This is a genomic window from Georgenia sp. Z1344, assembly GCF_057652375.1.
Genome location: NZ_CM172728.1, coordinates 1,809,513 through 1,826,992, shown reverse-complemented (window position 1 = coordinate 1,826,992; position 17,480 = coordinate 1,809,513). Strand labels below are relative to the sequence as shown.

Below are 17,480 nucleotides of genomic sequence, written 5' to 3'. Positions count from 1 at the left end.
AGATCACGAACCCCTTCCAGCCCGACGACGAACACCGACATCCCCGTCGTCGCCCGCCACCGTGCCCGCTACGTCCTGGTGAGCGCGCGCACGAGCAGGTCGATGTCCGCCGGGCCGAACAGCTCCTCGACCTCTGCTCCGTCGCCGCGGAAGGCGGCCGCCGCCATGATCGACCCGACGACGACGAGCGCCGCCCGGTCCGCGTCCACGGCCGGCTCGTCCCCGCGGTCGTGCGCCCGCGCCAGGATCGCCGCCAGTGCGTCGCGGGTCGGGCGGTAGACGATCCCCCGGACGACGCCCGCCAGCTCGGCGTCGTGGGCGGACTCGGCGATCAGCGACAGGAGCGCCGTGACGACCCGGCCCGAGAGGACCTCGTTCTTGTGCTCGAGCATCGCGCGCAGGTCCCCGGCGGTCGACCCGGTGTCGACGTCCTTCTCCTCGTTGCCCACCGCCGACGCGGCGGCCAGCACGAGGTCCCGCCTGGTCGGCCAGCGCCGGTAGAGCGTCGCCGTCGAGACGCCGGCCCGCCGCGCGACGACCGCCGTCGTCATGGCCGCGTACCCGGACTCGGCGATGACGTCGATGACGGCCTCGAGGATGCGCGGGCCGAGGCTCGGGTCCACGGGGCGGCCCTGACGCGTGCGGTCTCCGGCGCGGGGGAGGTCCATGCGGCCACTCTATCCGAGCGATACGAAACTATTTCGTTTCGCTTTGTGGTACGGTTCTCCCGACCACCTCGACCCCGGAGGCACCCCATGCGCACGATCGTCCTCACCGGCGCCAGCGACGGCATCGGCGCGGCCGCCGCGGAACGGCTCGCCGGAGACTCGGTGCGGCTCGTCGTCGTCGGCCGCTCCCCCGAGAAGACCCGCTCCGTGGCCGGGCGCGTGGGCGCCGAGCACCACGTCGCCGACTTCACCCGCCTCGACGAGGTGCGCGACCTGGCCGCCGAGCTCGACGGCACGCTCGACCGGATCGACGTCCTCGCCAACAACGCGGGCGGGTTCTTCGCCGGCCCCGTCCGCACCGAGGACGGCTTCGAGAAGACGTTCCAGGTCAACCACCTCGCCCCGTACCTGCTGACGAACCTGCTGCGGGAGAAGCTCGTCGCGAGCGGTGCGAGCGTGGTGGCGACCGCCAGCGTCGCGAACATCGTCTACGCCCGGCTCGACCTCGACGACATCGAGAGCCTCTCGGACTTCCGCCCGGATCGCGCATACGGGAACGCGAAGCTCGCCAACATCCTGTTCACGCGCGGGCTGCACGCCGCCCTCCACCGTCACGGGGTCTCGTCGGTCGCGTTCCACCCGGGCGTGGTCGCGACGAGCTTCGGCGGCGAGACGAGCGGCCTCCTGCGCCGGATGTACCACGGCGCACTCCGTCCGCTCCTCACCCGGCCCGCGCGTGGAGGGGCGACCCTCGCGCACTTCGTCGACGGCACGCCCGGCACCACGTGGGAGTCGGGCCGCTACTACAACGACCGGCGCCGGCCCGGTCTGCTCAACCGCGCGGCGAAGGACCCCGCGACCGTCCGGCAGCACTGGGAGATGTCCGCGCAGATGCTCGGCGTCGACTGGTCGCTCGACACGGTCGATTCCCCCGACGACGGCGCCGCACCCGCGTAGGCCGAGCACCCCGCGCAGTCGAGGGCACGCGGCCAGGGCGGGCGGGCGCGCGCAGGTGGCCGCCCACCCGCGCGCGACTCGGCCGGGTCCACGACCCGACGTCGACCTACGTCAGGCGATAGCGCGCCACCAGCAGCGAGTCCGACCGCAGCAGCGAGACCAGCTCCGCCTCGCGCACCGCCTCGGCCGCGCCGAGCACCATCCGGCGCCCGGTGCCGCCCGCGACGACCGGCGAGTAGCTGACGAGCATCTCGTCGAGCGCGTCCTCGGCCACGAGGGCGCCCAGGAGCGTCGGACCGCCCTCGGTGAGGATCCGCGCGTGCCCGCGCTCGCGCAGGGCGTCGACGGCGGCCCGCCCGCTCACCCCGCCGCCCTCCCCGGGCGGCAGCAGCACGACCTCGGCGACCTCCTCGAGCGCCGCCACGCGCTCCCGCGGGGCTCCGGTCACGGTGAGCACGAGCGGACGCTCGGGGGCGTCGCGAAACATCGGGGAGGACTCGTCGAGGTCGAGGCTCGCCGAGACGGCGGCGAGCCGCGGGTGGTCGCTCTGGCCGGCGGCGCGGCGGCGGGCGACCCCGGTCTCGTCGGTGCGCACCGGCCCGTAGCCCTCGGCGCGCAGCGTCCCGGCGCCGACGAGCAGGACGTCGGCCGCGCTCCTGGCCAGGTGGAGGTGCGCCTGGTCGACCGGGTCCGAGAGGCCGCCCGCGCGGCCGTCCATCGTCAGCGACCCGTCGATCGAGGTGACCATGTTCGACCGCACCCCGGGCTCGAGGTAGGTCGCCGCGAGCTCGTCGGCCGTCACCTCACCCGGCTCCGGCCACAGCCGGTCGAACAGGGCACCCGGCACCGCGTCACGCGTCTCGTCCGTCACGCCTCACAGGCTATCCGCGGCGATCGGTGGACGGTCGCGGGAACGGCACTCCCGGCGGGCCGCTACCGTGGCCGCATCGTTCACCCGCGTGGGGAGAAGCCCACCCGTCAGGGAGACACATGTCCGACGCCTTCCGCACGACCTTGTCCGACGCCGAACGGCCGCTCGTCCTCGCCGTCGACGTCGGCTCCACGGCTACCCGCGGAGGGCTGTACGACGCGGCGGGCCGACCCCTGCGCGACTCCCGGCACAAGGTCTCCCACGCGTTCACCACCGACGTCGACGGCACGTCGGTCTTCGACGCCGACCAGGCCACCGCCGAGGTCTCCGAGGTGATCGAGAAGGTGCTCGACGGCGTCGACGGAGAGGTCGCGGGCGTCTCGCTCGACGCCTTCGCCGCCTCGCTCGTCGGCGTCGACGCGTCGGGGGCCGCGGTCACGCCCTGCTACACCTACGCCGACTCACGCAGCGGGCCACAGGTCGCCGCGCTGCGCACCAAGCTGGGCGAGTCCGAGCTCCAGCAGCGCACGGGCACCCGCCTGCACACGAGCTACCTCGCGCCCCGGCTGCGGTGGCTGCGCGAGACCAAGCCGGACCTCTTCGCGAGCGTCGACCGGTGGATGTCGCTGCAGGAGTACGTCCACCTGCGGCTCCTCGGCGTCGCCGTCGCAAGCACGCCCACCGCCTCCTGGACCGGCCTGCTCAACCGCCGCACGGGCGAGTGGGACACGCAGCTGCTGCGGCTGTCCGGGATCCGGCGCGCCCAGCTCTCGCCGGTCCAGGACCCCGGCGTGCCGATCGTCCTCGAGCCCAAGGCCGCTCGCGCGATCGCGAAGAGGTGGCCCGCCCTCGCCGACGCGCAGTGGTTCCCCGGGATCCCCGACGGTCTCGGGTCGAGCCTCGGCGCCGGCGGCACGGGCAGCTCGACCGCCGTCCTCGCGGCATCGACGACCGGCGCGATGCGCCTGCTCGTCGAGACGATCCCCGCCACCCTGCCGCCCGGCCTGTGGGGCTACCGGGTCGACGACGGGCACTCGCTCCTCGGCGGCGCCCTCACCGACGTCGGCAGCGCCGTGACCTGGCTCCGGGAGAACATCCGGATCGACGGCGACCTCGACGCCGTCCTCGAACCCGAGCCGCTGTCCTCCACGCCGCTCGTCCTGCCGTTCCTGTCCGGCGAGCGCTCGACGGGGTGGTCGGCCGGGGCGCTCGGCACCGTCCTCGGCATCTCGGCGGCCCACACGCCCACGGACCTGGCCCGCGGACTCCTCGAGGGCGTGGCGCTCAGCTTCGCGCGCCTCGCCAAGCAGCTGCGCGGGGTCGCCGGCATGCCTTCGGAGATCCGGGTGAGCGGCGGACTGATCGGCGCGATCCCGGGCTTCGCCCAGCTCCTCGCGGACGTCCTCGGCGCCCCGGTGACGCCCGTGACCTACAAGCGCACGACGATGCGGGGCTCCGCCCTTCTCGCGCTGCGGGTGCTCGCGCCGGACGTCACGCCGGCCGTGGGGCCGCTCGGGGAGCGGTGCGAGCCGGTCCCGGCCCGCACCGCGCACTACGCGCGTCGGCTCGCCCAGCTCGAGGACGCCTACGCGGCGGTCACGCCGCTCTGACGGCCGCCCGCCGGGGAGGCCGACGGGCCGCGGAACTACCGCTGCGAGCCCCAGCCCGGAGGGAGTCCCTGGCCGGGCTCGCCGGCCCACCCGGGCTGCTCGCCCGGTCGCCCCTGGGGAGCGCCTTGCGGCGGTCCCGGCTGCCACTGACCGGGCTGGCCCTGCTGACCGTGCGGCTGTCCCTGCGGCGGGCCGGGCTGCCACTGGCCGGGCTGACCGGCCGGCTGCCCCTGGGGCTGCCCCTGCGGCGGCCCGGGCTGCCACTGACCAGGCTGGCCGGCCGGCTGGCCTTGCGGCGCGCCCTGCGGCTGACCGTTGCCCTGCGGCTGCCCGTGCCCCTGCGGCGCCTGACCGCCCCCGGCGCGCTGCGCCCGGCCGTTGATCTCCTGCTCCATCGCCTGCCAGGTCGGCAGGTCCCGCTTGCCGATGGAGAACTCCCAGTGGTTGCCGTCGCGCATCGTCACGTGGACGGCGTAGTACGCCATGCCGACCTTCTCGTGCCAGAAGCGGTCGAGCGCCGAGTAGTCGAAGCTGGCGAACACCCGCTCGGGGATCCACTTGCCGAACCCGGCACGGGTGTCGATGCAGATGGCCGCGGTCGGCGTCATCGCCCACACGACCGGGCCCTCGGGCGGGAACGGCATCCCCAGCACGTGACCGCCGGGGCGGACCTCGGTCTTGACGATGGCGTCCGCGACCAGACCGCCGATCGAGAACTTCTTCGGCCCCTTGTCCATGCTCTGCGCCACCCAGTTCTGGCCGTCCCTGGGGAGCATGAGCACGGCGTCCTCGGGGGCGCACCCGAGCACCTCCGTCACCTTCGCGGCGAGCTTCGGGTTGGCCATGGGATCTCCTCGTGTCGGCGCTGCAGGATCGACTCTGCTGTGACGGTCGGGGACTCCCCGGCCAGGGAGAACCTAGCGCGATCCAGGATTCGCAGATGATTGTGCGGCCATTCCCAGGGTCCATCCAGGTTCGACCGGTGAAGTCATACCCATGAACAGCTTCCCGGAGGACACCGACCCGAACTGGCGAGTCCAGGGTGCGTGCACCGACCTCCCCACGGACGACTTCTTCCCCGAGGGGCAGGGCAAGGCCGTGGACGCACAGGTGGCCCGGGCCAAGGCGGTCTGCGCGAGCTGCCCGGTCGCGGAGATGTGCCTCGAGTTCTCGCTCCGGACGAATCAGCCCTTCGGCATCTTCGGCGGCACCACGCCGTCGGAGCGTCGGGCGATCCGGAAGGAGCGTCGCATCGTCGCTGCGTAGGCGGGTGGGCCGCCTCGCAGGGGACGGGGGATGAGGGCCATGGGGACGCCTGGTACACGGACCCGTGGTTCTCGCACAGAAGGAGATCCACCACCCCGGGGGGAGTGGTGAGGTCACCGGGGCCGGTGGCGGTCGTCAGACCGCCGCCGGCCCTTCGTGCGTCTACCGGGCGTCGGCCCTTCGCATCGCCGGCTTCAAGGCCCTTGACGTGTAGGTTTATTCCTACCTATTCTCTCGGCATGGCTATCACCACCGTGAGGACCGTGACCGTGTTCGTCGCTGACCAGGACCGCGCCCGCGACTTCTACGTCGACGCGCTCGGGCTCGAGGTCACGACAGACCAGACCTTCGGCGAGAACCGCTGGCTCGAGGTCGGCGCACCGAGCGGCACCACGCTCGTGCTGCACACGCCGTTCCCCGGCATGAGCGCCGGCGGCGGGCAGGGCGTCCTGTTCGCCAGCTCGGACCTGGACGCCGACGTCGCACGCCTGCAGGAGACCGGTGTGGTCGTCGACGGCCCGAACGAGATGCCGTGGGGCCGACAGGCCACCTTCTCGGACCCTGACGGCAACGGCTACATCCTGCAGGGCTGAGGTCGCCGGATTGCCTCGACGTCTCAAGAGCGGTCCGCTGGACGAGGTGTTCGGCGCGCTCGCCAACCCCACGCGTCGCGACATCCTCGACGCGCTCCTCGGCGGTGAGCGCACCGCCGGGGAGCTCGCCGGGAAGTTCGACATGGCCCGTCCCAGCGTCTCCGAGCACCTCCGCGCGTTGCGCGAGTCCGGACTCGTGGAGGAGCGGCAGGAGGGCCGTCACCGCTTCTATCGCGTCACGGGCGAGCCGATGGCCGAGCTGATCGACTGGCTCACTCCCTACGAGCGCTTCTGGCGCGACCGGATGACCGCGCTCGGCGGTGTCCTCGACGAGATGGACGACGATGACACATGACGACCTGACCCGGATCGAGGTCGACCAGTACTTCCCACACCCGCCGTCGAAGGTCTGGCGTGCCCTGACGACGCCGGAGCTGATGGCGCAGTGGCTGATGCCCAACGACTTCGCACCCGTCGCGGGTCACCGGTTCACCTTCTGGGCACGCCCGATCGCACAGACCGGATTCTCCGGACGAATCGCATGCCGGGTGCTCGACCTGCGACCACAGAAGATGCTGCGGATCAGCTGGGCCGACGCCGAACAGCCCGAATGGATGGCGACCACCGTCACCTGGATGCTGCAGCCCGAGGGGAAGGGCACCCGCCTGTTCCTCGAGCACGCCGGCTTCGACCTCGACGACCCCACCCAGCAGCTCGCGCGGAAGTTCATGAACGGCGGCTGGCGCAGCCACGTCCTGCGCCGACTGAGCGAACTGCTCCAGCACCTCCACTGATCCGCTCGACCCATCTGTCCTGCCTGCCCTCCGGGAGGGGCAGGACCGAATCCACCACCTGTGGCCGGCACCCGCCGGCGGCAACTCGACGAAAGGTCACGTCATGGCGCGCACGATCGCGGAGAAGCTTCAGATCAAGCCCGGCACCGAGCTGCTGCTCGGCCCCGCCACGCCCGACCAGCGAGCACTGCTCGACCCCCTTCCTGACGACGTCACCGTCGTCGACGGGATCGACCGCGACACCACCGGTGCCGCGGTGATGTTCGCCCACAGCCGCGACGAGCTGGACACGCTGCTCGACGACGTCTTCCCGCTGCTGTCGACGCCGAAGGCCGTCTGGATCGGCTACCCCAAGGGCAACAAGGCCGACATCAACCGCGACAGCATCTGGAAGCGCGCCGAGGAGTCAGGCTGGACGCTCAACGGCAACATCTCGCTCTCCGACACCTGGTCGTCGGTCCGTCTCAAGCCCGCGAGCTGACCGCGGGTACGCGACCGTCACCAGGACGCCAGGACGCCAGGACGCCAGGACGGTGCGGGGGACGGTCGGCCGGGCCGGACAGCACGCCGCCGTCGGCGCCCGGCCGGGCGCCGTCGGGTACGCGTCACTACGTCCCTGACGCACGTTCCACTCCGGCCGCCGGGCTACTCCCCACCCAGCCGGGCGCCGTCGGGCACGTGGTCCCCGACCTCGTCGGCGCGCACGACGACCTCGCCGGTGACGACCACGTCCCCACCGAAGGTCACGTCCCCCTCGACGGCGAACGACCGGGCCCCGCGCAGCGACGGCGGGCCGGCCGGGAACCGCGACTCGAGGGCGTCGACCAGCTTGTAGACGTCGCGGTCGAGGTCCACCGACGGGACCGGGTCGACCTGCGCGACGAGCCGGAAGTCGTCGTCGAGCTCGTAGGCGTCCGACCGCACGAGCAGGAGGTCGTCCGTGGTCTTGACCGGCGAGAACCGGTCGCGCCCCACCTCGAGCGCCACGGCCCCCTCGAACAGCTCGATCGCCGCTCCCATCGCCGTCTCGACCTGGACGACCGACGTGGACCCCTTGTCGGACGGGTCGACCGTCTTGACGTTGCGGATGAGCGGCAGCCCCAGTGCGCCGTCGTGCTCGGCGAGCGCCGCGTCGAGGGCCTCGAGGTCGAACCACAGCGAGTTCGTGTTGAAGTACCGGTGCCGCTCGACGTCCTGGAACGCGCCCAGGTCCTCCTCGGCCGTCTGCGCGACCTCGCGCAGCACGAGCTGCTCGTCCTCCGTACGGACCGCGAGGTGCCCGCCCTTGCGGTCGGCCCGGGTACGGCGGCACACCTCCATGGCGAAGGGCGCCCCGCTCGCGGCGAACCATCCGGCGAGCCGGCCGTCCGGCGTCGCCCCGAGGTTGTCGATGTTGGACACCGAGAGGTAGCGGTACCCGGCGTCGAGCAGCGTGCGCGGCAGGCCGGTGTCGTACAGGACCGTGTAGAGGTCGCCGTGCCCCGGCGGCGCCCACTCGAGCTCGGGGTCGTCCGGCCAGTCCACGGGCGTGAGGTCGTCGGCGCGCAGGCGCGGGACCCGGTTCTGCACGACGTCGGTCGGCGCCCCGTCGACCGCGAGGTCCGGGTGGGCGGCGAGCGCCTCCCGCGTGGGGCCCTGGGTGCGGAACGACTGCATGAGGACGAGCGGGAGCGTCGCCCCGGAGGACTCCCTCGCGCTGCGGACCTGGTCGATGACGATGTCGAGGAACGTCCGCCCGTCGCGCACGGTGAGGAGCGACTTCGGGCCCGACATGCCCATCGACGTCCCCAGGCCGCCGTTGAGCCGCAGGAGCGCGGTGGCGCGCAGCGCGGCGTCGGCGGCCGCCTCGTCCACCTCGACGTCGGCGAGCCGCGTGACGTCGTCGAGCGGGTGGAGCGTGGACTCGGGCAGCGTGCCGGACGCGCCGCGGGCCAGCTGGTCGTACTGGGCGGCGAAGACCCGGCGGGCCGTCTCGGAGGTGTCGGCGTCGGCCATCCGGCGGAGCGCCTCGTCGAGGCCGGCGGCGCGTCCGTCGTCGGAGCCGTGGTCCTGTCCGTCGTGACGTCCGGCGCCGGGGCCGTGGTGGTGACCTGCGTCAGTCATCCCCGCACGCTACCGCCGCTCCCTCGGCCTGGCAGGATGTGCCTCGCCCGCCGAGCACCGCGGCGGTGCACCGGGCACCCGTGGAGGATCGATGAGCACGAGCGACATGGCCGACCACCGGAGGTCATTCCCGATCGGGCTGGTGGTCCTCGGCGTCGCCGCGGTCACCGTCATCGCGATGGCCGGCGTCCAGACGATCAGCTCGATCATCGCGCCCGCGTTCTTCGGCCTGACCATGGTCGTCACCGCTCGGCCGCTCATCGTCTGGCTGCGGAAGTACCTCCACCTGCCCGGCTGGCTCGCGACCCTGCTCATGCTGCTCGCGGTCTACCTCATCCTGCTCGGCATCATCGGCGGGATCGCGTACGGCGTGGCGGAGACGGGCACGCTGCTCGCCCGCGAGGAGTACCGCGAGACGTACCAGCAGATGTACACGGACTCGCTCGCCTGGCTGTCGAGCCTCGGGGTCGACGTCTCGAACTTCGAGCAGTACCTCTCGGGCATCGACTTCAACCAGATCCTCAGCGTGGTCAGCGGCGCGGCGAACATGCTCACCTCGGGCACGTCGCAGGCCGTGCTGTTCGTCGTCATCACCGCGTTCATGGGCTTCGACACCATCAACGTGCGCGGCCGCACCGAGTCCCTCCGCGAGGCCGCGCCCTACCTCACCGACGCTCTGACCGGCTTCACCACGCAGGTCCGCAAGTACTGGATCGTCTCCACGGTCTTCGGCGCCATCGTCGCGATCGGCGACGGCATCGCCCTCACCGTCATGGACGTCCCGCTGGCGTGGACGTTCGCGCTGTTCGCGTTCGTCACGAACTACATCCCCAACATCGGCTTCTTCATCGGCCTCATCCCGCCGGCGCTGGTCGGGCTGCTCGACGGCGGCGTCAGCACGATGATCTGGATCATCGTCGTCTACACGGTCATCAACAACGGCTTCCAGACGTTCATCCAGCCCAAGGTCACCGGCGACGCCGTGGGCCTCAACTCCACCGTCACGTTCGTGTCGCTGGTCTTCTGGACCTCGATCGTCGGGCCGCTCGGCTCGATCCTCGCCGTCCCGCTCACCCTGTTCGCCAAGGCCGTCCTCATCGACTCCGACCCGCGCACGAAGGTCTTCGCCGTGTTCCTACAGTCGGGCGACAAGAAGGTCACCGGCACCCAGGCCGAGCTCGACGCCGCCGACCGCATGCGCGCCGAACGCCGGGGCCGCAACGCGCGGCGGGAACCGAGCGGCGAGGACGGCGCCGAGGATCTCGCCGGCAGCCGTCACAAGTCGGGCGAGATCACGGTCGGCGAGCTCCGACGGGCACGCGCCGGGTCCGGTGGGTCCCACCCCATCGCCCCGACGACGCAGCGCACCTCCGTGGACGGCGCCGGGACCGCGGGAGCCACCGGGTCGGCCGCGTCGCGCGGCACGCACCCGGGGACGCACCCCTCCGACGACGCCGGACGGGCCGGCCATGCGGGTGACGCGGGGCGCGGGGGCCGTTCAGGCGGCGCCGGGACGGCGGGCGACACCCGACCGGTCCGCGTCCAGCCCCGACGGGAGGGCGACGCGGCGGGCGGCGCGACCGTCGACGACCGGGCTGCCGCCGGAGCCGGTCCGGGCGCGGAGGAGCCGGCCGGCACCGGCAGGAGCGACGCCCGCGGGCCGAGGTGGACCGACGCGCAACGTCGCGACGCTCGCGGACCCGGCGGCACCGAGCCGGGGAACGACGCCCCGGACGCTCCCGACGACGACGCGCAGCAGTAGCCGCCCCGCCGTCGGAGGCGTCCGATCGGTGGTCCCGGGTCGCCCCGACGGCGCTCGGCCGTTAGAACAGAGGCATGACACCTGCTGACGACCACCACGTCACTCTGGCCTCGGGCGTGACCATCCCGCAGGTCGGGTTCGGCACGTTCCAGATCCCGCCGGAGGAGACCCAGGCCGCCGTCGAGCACGCGCTCGGCTACGGCTACCGGCACATCGACACCGCCGCCGCCTACAACAACGAGGCCGGCGTCGGCGCCGCCCTGCGCGGGTCCGGCCTCGCCCGCGACGACATCTTCGTCACCACCAAGCTCCGCAACGGCGAGCAGGGGCACGACGCCGCCCTGCGCGCCTTCGACGACAGCCGTCAGCGCCTCGGCGTCGACGTCGTCGACCTCTACCTCGTCCACTGGCCGGTCCCGAGCAAGGACCTCTACGTCGAGACCTGGCGCGCGCTCGCCGAGATCAAGGAGAGCGGCGCCGTCCGCGCGATCGGCGTGTCGAACTTCCTCCCCGAGCACCTCCAGCGCCTCGCGGACGAGACGGGCGTCCTGCCCGACGTCAACCAGATCGAGGTCCACCCGACCTTCCAGCAGCGCGCCACGCTCGAGGCCACCCGCACCGCCGGCATCGCCGTCGAGGCCTACTCGCCGCTCGGTCAGGGTGCCGACCTGCAGTCCGAGGAGGTCGCCGAGCTCGCGGACGCCCACGGCGTGACGCCGGGCCAGATCGTGCTGCGCTGGCACGTCCAGCACGGCCACATCGTCATCCCCAAGTCGGTCAACCCGGCGCGCATCGAGGCCAACCTCGACCTCTTCCGGTTCGAGCTGACGGCGGACGAGATGGCCGTCCTCGACGCCATGGACTCCGAGGACCGCGTCGGCGGCGACCCCGCCGTCTTCGACCGCTCGCAGATCCGGGCCTGACACAACCGGTCCCGTCCCACGACCGATCGGGGGCGCTGCCTGCGGGCGGCGCCCCCGTCGTCGTACCGGGGGTCGGCCCACGGCGTCGTTCGTCGTCGTGCGGGGTGGTTGTCGTCGCGCGGATGGTCGTCGTCCCGGATGGTGGCCCTCGCGGCGCCGGCGATGACGGCCCGCCCGGCCCGGCGTATCGTTCCCTGCCACACGCGACGCCGCCCGGCGCCCGCCCGACCAGCTCCCGAAGGAAGTCCTCAGTGACCGTCCCCCTCGCCTACGTCATCGCCGGCTCCGAGGCGACCGGCGGCGCCGGCATCCAGGCCGACCTCAAGACGTTCCAGCAGCTCGGCGTCTACGGCGTCGGCACGCTGACCTGCATCGTCAGCTTCGACCCGACGAACGGCTGGGGCCACCGGTTCGTCCCTGTCGACCCCCAGGTCATCGCCGACCAGATCGAGGCCGCCACCGCGACCCACCCGCTGCGCACCGTGAAGATCGGCATGCTCGGCACCCCGGCCACGATCGACACCGTCGCCGCTGGGCTCGGCTCGCAGGAGTGGGAGAACGTCGTCGTCGACCCGGTGCTCATCTGCAAGGGGCAGGAGCCCGGCGCCGCGCTCGACACCGACAACGCGCTGCGCGAGCAGATCCTGCCGTTCGCCACGGTCATCACCCCGAACGTCTTCGAGTCGACGATCCTGTCCGGCGCGGACTCGATCGGCACCGTGGACGAGCTCGTCGAGGCGGCCAAGGTCATCGGCGCGCACGGCCCGCAGTACGTCTACGCCAAGGGCGGGGCCGAGCTGCCCGGCGACGAGGCCGTCGACGTCCTGTGGGACGGCACCGACATCCACGTCTTCGCCGAGCCCAAGATCGGGGAGCACCGCGTCTCCGGCGCCGGCTGCACCGTCGCCGCGGCGATCACGGCCGAGCTCGCCAAGGGCACCGAGATCCACGACGCCGTGCGGGTCGCCAAGGACATGGTCACCACGGGCATCCGGGCCCGCGTCTCGGCGGCCACCCCGTTCGACACGGTGTGGCAGGGCGCCTACACGCGCTGACCGGTGGGCGGTGGCTGGCGGCAGGTGGCAGGTGACTACCCGCCGGTAGCCACGGCGGCGCGGTCAGGCGCTACCCGTTCCGCTCTAGGTCGGCGGGCCTCACGCGCGTCAGCGCGGGGACCGCGTCGAAGTCAGTGTCGCTGCTCAGCAGCGTCGGCAGTCCGTGGAGCAGAGCGGTCGCTGCATGGACGGCGTCGCGGCCCCGCACGGAGGTCGTCGCGACGAGCTCGAGCGCCCGCTCGAGGACGGTGGTGTCGAACGGGTGCAGGACGCACAGGTCCCTGACCGCACGCACCTGCCGAAGGGCGGCGTCGCGATCGACGCGACGCATCCGGTGGTGGAGGAGTTCCTGGAGCATCTCGACGCTGGCATGCAGCTCGAGCTCACCGGCGGTCGCGAGCTCGACGACGCGCCGGGACGGGGCACGCTCGGCGTGCTCCCCGCCGAGGGCGTACGCGAAGATCGATGTGTCGACGTAGCAGCGCTGCACCGTCATGGCAGCTTCGAGTCGAGGTCGTGCTCGAGGGCGGCCTTCGACCCGGCCCAGTCAGGCTCGGTCGCGGCCTCGTCGGAGTACTCCGCCATCAGTCGCCGTCCGGCGTCCGCACGAGCGTCGTACGCACCCCGCAGCCGGAGGTCGATCGCGTCACGCACGATCGAGGCCACGCTGCGCCCAGACTCACGCGCCTCGCGCTCGAGCCGCTCGTGCCGCTCGGCATCGAGCAGGACCTGCAGCCGCCGCTCCAGCTGGGACATGCTCATACATTAGCAGGTGCAGGTCGTTGGACAACGGGAGCGCGACGGGTGCCGGGGTGAAGGGGACCAGGACGGGGGCCCGGGCCACCCCGGCCCGGACCCCCGTCGATGCGCCTCGCGGTCAGCGGCGGTCGCCGCGCCTCGACGACCAGGCGATGGCCATCCACATCAGCGCGATGAGCGGGGCACCGATCCACAGGTAGTAGGGCTGGGCGCCGGTGTCCCCGACCCAGATCCAGCCGATCCCCCACGCCATCGTGAGGACGACCGCGACCATCGAGATCATCCGTGTCGTGTCCTGCGGCCGGTCGGCCGCCGTGCTGCTCGGTTCCGTCGTCATGAGCTCGCTCCAGTTCTCGGTACGGGAAGGTGTGCGGTCGTCTCGGCATCGGTGTCGGGTACGGGCACGGGCCGGACGCGCGTCGAGGCGGCCGAACCGCGCCATGATGTGACCTGGGCCACGCGCGGAGCATCCCGCATGTCGACCGGGCGCGCAAGTGGTGGCGCGCGGCGGGTCGGGCGCGGGCGCTTGGGCGGGCGTGCGCGCCTGGTCGGGCGGGCGCCTGGTCGAGCGCGCGCGTGCGCGCCTCAGCATCGGCCGCGCGGCCCCGGGTGTCTGCTCGGCAACCTAGAGTGTCGGGGTGCCTCAGGACGTCGTGCTCGAGTGGGTCTCTGAGCTGACCGACGGCGAGATCGAGGCGGCCCTCGGCTCGGCGGCGCTCGAGCGCGCCCAGGGTCTGGCCGGAGCCGGCCACGTCGCGGACGTGACCACCAACGGCGAGGGCAGCGTCGTCGTCGCGCAGGTCGTCGGCAGCCAGGGGGACCGGTACACGGTCGTCGTCCGGGCCGACATCGGTCCGTCCGCCACCGTGTGGCACGGCTCGTGCACGTGCCCGGTCGCGAGCTCCTGCAAGCACGTCGGCGCCGTCCTCCTCGAGCTGCGGGACCGCGCCCGTCGCAGCCCGGACGGCCGGGGATGGGAGGACATCCTCGCCCCCATCGTGGCCGACGGCGCCGCCGCCGGCTCCGAGCTGGCCCCGCTCGGCCTCCAGGTCAGCGAGGTGCAGCGATCGTCAGGGCTGCGCACCCAGCGGCTCGCGATCGGGTCCGACCGGGGCGCCGTCCCCCGGCTCCGGCTCCGCCCGGTCGTGCGCGGGCGCTCCGGCCGCTGGCTCACGGGCGGCCGCTCGTGGTCGTCGGTGACCACCGGCTACACGGCCCAGGACTACGTGCCGGACCACGTCCGGGCGCTCTCGCACCTCAAGGCCTCGGCGCACGGCACCCGGCCCGAGTGGCAGCGTGCCGAGGAGGTCTACCTCGACGAGCTCGACGCGAACGGCTGGCACGCGCTCGTCGAGGCGTACGTGGCGGGCGTCGACCTCGTCGGGGGCCAGGGTGTCGAGCAGCTGCAGCTCGCCCCGGGCGCCACGCTCGGGGTCGACCTCACGGGGGCCGGCGACGGCATCCGCGTCACCCCCTACGTCGAGGTCGACCTCAACGGCGGGCACTCGAGCCTCGTCGGCCCGTTCGCGCCCGCCGAGCGCCCCGGGAGCCGGGTGACGCTCGAGGGCGATCCCGCCTGCGGCGTGTCCGTGCGCTACCCCGACGGCGCGTACGTCCTCGCGCCGCTCGACCACGCGATCGACGCCAACCTCCGCGACCTCACGCTCGCCTCGGTCGTGGTGCCGGAGTCCGACCGCACGCGCTTCACCCACGGGTACCTGCCGCGCCTGCGACAGCGCATCGCCGTGCGCTCCTCGGACTCGTCGGTCGAGATCCCCGACGCGCTCGAGCCGCACGTGCTGCTCACCGTCACCATGGGCCCGGCGCACCGCAGCCGGGTCGAGCTGGGGTTCCGGTACGTCGGCGGCGACCGGCACGTCGACGTCCCCCTGCGCGGCGGGGAGCTCGACCTTCCGCGCGACGCGGCGACCGAGTCCGGGCTCCTCACCGCCGTCGCGCGCGAGATCAGCCTGGTCCCGCGCCTCCACCCGCCGGAGCAAGCCACGGTCGACCTCACCCCCGCCGAGACCGCGGTCCTCGTCGACCGCGTGGTGCCGCGGATGCGGGAGGCGGGCATCGTCGTCGAGGTGGTCGGGGACGCCGCGGACTTCCGACGCGCGACCGAGGTGGCCACCGTCAGCGTCGCCTCCGCCGAGGGCCTCGACACCTCGACCGACTGGCTCGACCTTCGCGTGAGCGTCCACGTGGGCACGGAGGAGGTGCCGGTCGACGACCTCCTGCAGGCGCTCGCCACCGGGGCCGACCTCGTGGTGCTGCCCTCGGGTACCTACCTCCCCCTCGACACCCCCGAGCTCAACGCGCTGCGCCGCCTCGTCTCGGAGTCGCGGGCCCTGACCGACGCCCCGCCGGGCACGGTCCAGGTCTCCCGGTACCGGTCCGAGCAGCTCGAGGAGCTCGCCCACCTCGACCTGCTCGACGAGGAGATCGCCGCCTGGACCGACTCGTTGCAGGCCCTCGCGGACATCGCCGGCCGCCCCACCCCCGAGCCGCCCGCCGGCCTCGACGCCACGCTGCGCCCCTACCAGCGCGAGGGCTACTCCTGGCTGTCGATGCTGTGGGATGCCCGCGCCGGCGGCATCCTCGCCGACGACATGGGGCTCGGCAAGACCCTCCAGACCCTCGCCGCGATCCAGCGTGGCAAGGAGCGCGGGGAGGTCGGCGGACTCGCGGTGGCCGCGGGACGGGGTGCGGCCGGCGACCACGGCGCGACCCACGTTCCCGGTGCGGCCGGCGACCACGGCGCGGGCACGAACGAGGTGCCCGACGGCGTCGGGCCGGTTCTCGTCGTCTGCCCCACCTCGGTCATCGGTACCTGGGTGCACGAGGCCGAGCGCTTCGCGCCCGGCCTCGAAGTGGTCGCGCTGCGGGCGACCGGGGCACGCCGCGAGGAGGAGCTGGCCGAGGTCGTCACCCGGGCCGACGTCGTCGTCACCTCGTACGCGATCGTGCGCCTCGACATCGACGAGCTCGCACCGGTCCCGTGGTCGGCGCTCGTGCTCGACGAGGCCCAGTTCGTCAAGAATCCCCGCACCGCGACCCACCGCGCCGTCTCCCGTCTCCGCGCGCCGCGCAGGCTCGCCATGACGGGCACGCCGGTCGAGAACTCGGTGGCCGACCTGTGGTCGATCCTCGCCCTCGTCACGCCGGGCCTCCTCCCGAAGGCCGATGTCTTCACCGCCACGTTCCGGCGCCCCATCGAGGCCGGCACGGACCCCGAGCCGCTCGAGGAGCTCCGGCGCAGGATCCGACCGTTCGTTCTGCGGCGGACCAAGGAGCTGGTCGAGCGCGACCTGCCGCCCAAGCAGGAGCAGGTCGTCTACGTCGAGCTCTCCGCCGCGCACCGGCGCAGCTACGACCGGCACCTCCAGCGCGAGCGGCAGCGCATCCTCGGGCTGCTCGACGACATCGGGCGCAACCGCGTCAGCGTCCTCTCGTCACTCACCACGCTCCGGCTCGCGGCGCTCGACCCTGCGCTGGCCGACCGCGAGGGCACCGCCGGCGAGCGCTCGACCAAGATCGACACCCTGCTCGACCACCTCGGTGCCGTGCTCGCCGAGGGCCACCGCGTGCTCGTGTTCAGCCAGTTCACGTCGTTCCTCGCGGCCGTGCGCACGCGCCTCGAGGAGGCCGGGATCTCCCACCTCTACCTCGACGGCTCCACGCGCGACCGCGAGGGCGTGGTGCAGGCGTTCCGCGACGGCGAGGCCCCCGTCTTCCTCATCTCGCTCAAGGCCGGCGGCTTCGGGCTCACGCTGACCGAGGCCGACTACGTCTACCTCCTCGACCCCTGGTGGAACCCGGCCGCCGAGAACCAGGCCGTCGACCGGACCCACCGCATCGGCCAGGACCGGCGGGTCAACGTCTACCGGCTCGTCTCCGCCGGGACGATCGAGGAGAAGGTCCTCGCGCTCCAGGACCGCAAGCGCGACCTCGTCTCACGCGTGGTCGGCGACGGCGGCGCACTGTCCGCCCCGCTCACGCCCGAGGACGTGCGGGACCTGCTCGAGCACTGAGGCGGCAGGGTCTCCGCGGGGCGTGGCGGGCCGATGGCACGGCGCCCGCGCGGCGGGTGTCGCGTACCGGCGCCACTCATGACGC

General features: G+C 73.1%; 18 protein-coding genes. 11 read left to right on the top strand and 7 right to left on the bottom strand.

The window, feature by feature from the left end; all coding sequences use genetic code 11:
* Positions 1–68 precede the first annotated feature (68 nt).
* Complete coding sequence (locus AC24FB_RS08270) at positions 69–668, bottom strand: TetR/AcrR family transcriptional regulator (RefSeq protein WP_425713888.1); 600 nt, start codon at positions 666–668, stop codon at positions 69–71.
* 87 nt (positions 669–755) lie between these two features.
* On the opposite strand from AC24FB_RS08270, the gene AC24FB_RS08265 reads away from it, so the two are divergent.
* Positions 756–1,625 carry an SDR family NAD(P)-dependent oxidoreductase gene (locus AC24FB_RS08265; RefSeq protein WP_425713889.1) on the top strand — a complete coding sequence of 290 codons (870 nt, stop codon included), beginning with the start codon at positions 756–758 and terminating at the stop codon, positions 1,623–1,625.
* A 106-nt stretch (positions 1,626–1,731) separates the two neighbouring features.
* Here the strand turns inward: AC24FB_RS08265 and AC24FB_RS08260 are convergent, their stop codons facing one another.
* Positions 1,732–2,496: a dihydrofolate reductase family protein gene (locus tag AC24FB_RS08260; RefSeq protein WP_425713890.1), complete on the bottom strand. Its 765-nt coding sequence runs from the start codon at positions 2,494–2,496 to the stop codon at positions 1,732–1,734.
* A gap of 119 nt (positions 2,497–2,615) precedes the next feature.
* Here AC24FB_RS08260 and AC24FB_RS08255 point away from each other — a divergent pair, with 119 nt between their 5' ends.
* Positions 2,616–4,106, top strand: coding sequence for a gluconokinase (locus tag AC24FB_RS08255; RefSeq protein WP_425713891.1), 1,491 nt, complete (start codon positions 2,616–2,618; stop codon positions 4,104–4,106).
* A 35-nt stretch (positions 4,107–4,141) separates the two neighbouring features.
* Here AC24FB_RS08255 and AC24FB_RS08250 read toward each other — a convergent pair whose 3' ends face one another.
* A complete protein-coding gene (locus AC24FB_RS08250; protein WP_425713892.1) occupies positions 4,142–4,951 on the bottom strand; it encodes a hypothetical protein in 810 nt (269 codons plus the stop codon).
* A 151-nt stretch (positions 4,952–5,102) separates the two neighbouring features.
* Here AC24FB_RS08250 and AC24FB_RS08245 point away from each other — a divergent pair, with 151 nt between their 5' ends.
* From AC24FB_RS08245 to AC24FB_RS08225, 5 genes are all read left to right on the top strand, one after another.
* Positions 5,103–5,372: a WhiB family transcriptional regulator gene (locus AC24FB_RS08245; RefSeq protein ID WP_425713893.1), complete on the top strand. Its 270-nt coding sequence runs from the start codon at positions 5,103–5,105 to the stop codon at positions 5,370–5,372.
* A 239-nt stretch (positions 5,373–5,611) separates the two neighbouring features.
* Positions 5,612–5,965 carry a VOC family protein gene (locus tag AC24FB_RS08240; RefSeq protein ID WP_425713894.1) on the top strand — a complete coding sequence of 118 codons (354 nt, stop codon included), beginning with the start codon at positions 5,612–5,614 and terminating at the stop codon, positions 5,963–5,965.
* Between the two features lie 10 nt (positions 5,966–5,975).
* Positions 5,976–6,320: an ArsR/SmtB family transcription factor gene (locus tag AC24FB_RS08235; RefSeq protein ID WP_425713895.1), complete on the top strand. Its 345-nt coding sequence runs from the start codon at positions 5,976–5,978 to the stop codon at positions 6,318–6,320.
* Complete coding sequence (locus tag AC24FB_RS08230) at positions 6,310–6,759, top strand: SRPBCC family protein (protein ID WP_425713896.1); 450 nt, start codon at positions 6,310–6,312, stop codon at positions 6,757–6,759. The genes AC24FB_RS08235 and AC24FB_RS08230 overlap by 11 nt, the downstream gene beginning before the upstream one ends.
* Positions 6,760–6,862: 103 nt before the next feature.
* Positions 6,863–7,240: a DUF3052 family protein gene (locus AC24FB_RS08225; protein ID WP_425713897.1), complete on the top strand. Its 378-nt coding sequence runs from the start codon at positions 6,863–6,865 to the stop codon at positions 7,238–7,240.
* A gap of 164 nt (positions 7,241–7,404) precedes the next feature.
* Here the strand turns inward: AC24FB_RS08225 and AC24FB_RS08220 are convergent, their stop codons facing one another.
* Positions 7,405–8,754 carry a UTP--glucose-1-phosphate uridylyltransferase gene (locus tag AC24FB_RS08220; RefSeq protein WP_487561444.1) on the bottom strand — a complete coding sequence of 450 codons (1,350 nt, stop codon included), beginning with the start codon at positions 8,752–8,754 and terminating at the stop codon, positions 7,405–7,407.
* Between the two features lie 199 nt (positions 8,755–8,953).
* Between AC24FB_RS08220 and AC24FB_RS08215 the strand changes: the two genes are divergently transcribed.
* The 3 genes from AC24FB_RS08215 (at position 8,954) to thiD (ending at position 12,602) form a co-directional block, all read left to right on the top strand.
* The gene (locus AC24FB_RS08215; protein ID WP_425713899.1) at positions 8,954–10,624 is read left to right on the top strand and encodes an AI-2E family transporter; all 1,671 of its coding nucleotides are present in this window, start codon (positions 8,954–8,956) and stop codon (positions 10,622–10,624) included.
* A gap of 74 nt (positions 10,625–10,698) precedes the next feature.
* Entirely contained in the window at positions 10,699–11,547 is an 849-nt protein-coding gene (locus AC24FB_RS08210) for an aldo/keto reductase (RefSeq protein ID WP_425713900.1), read from the top strand.
* A 251-nt stretch (positions 11,548–11,798) separates the two neighbouring features.
* Entirely contained in the window at positions 11,799–12,602 is an 804-nt protein-coding gene (thiD, locus tag AC24FB_RS08205) for a bifunctional hydroxymethylpyrimidine kinase/phosphomethylpyrimidine kinase (RefSeq protein ID WP_425713901.1), read from the top strand.
* 70 nt (positions 12,603–12,672) lie between these two features.
* Here thiD and AC24FB_RS08200 read toward each other — a convergent pair whose 3' ends face one another.
* From AC24FB_RS08200 to AC24FB_RS08190, 3 genes are all read right to left on the bottom strand, one after another.
* Positions 12,673–13,098 (bottom strand): type II toxin-antitoxin system VapC family toxin, encoded by a 426-nt coding sequence (locus tag AC24FB_RS08200; RefSeq protein ID WP_425713902.1) that lies wholly within the window; start codon positions 13,096–13,098, stop codon positions 12,673–12,675.
* Entirely contained in the window at positions 13,095–13,358 is a 264-nt protein-coding gene (locus tag AC24FB_RS08195; protein ID WP_425713903.1) for a hypothetical protein, read from the bottom strand. Before AC24FB_RS08195 ends, AC24FB_RS08200 begins: the two co-directional genes overlap by 4 nt.
* 121 nt (positions 13,359–13,479) lie before the next feature.
* Complete coding sequence (locus AC24FB_RS08190) at positions 13,480–13,698, bottom strand: hypothetical protein (protein WP_425713904.1); 219 nt, start codon at positions 13,696–13,698, stop codon at positions 13,480–13,482.
* Positions 13,699–13,999: 301 nt separating this feature from the next.
* On the opposite strand from AC24FB_RS08190, the gene AC24FB_RS08185 reads away from it, so the two are divergent.
* On the top strand, positions 14,000–17,395 hold the full coding sequence (locus tag AC24FB_RS08185; protein ID WP_425713905.1) for a DEAD/DEAH box helicase: 3,396 nt from the start codon (positions 14,000–14,002) through the stop codon (positions 17,393–17,395).
* Positions 17,396–17,480 lie beyond the last annotated feature (85 nt).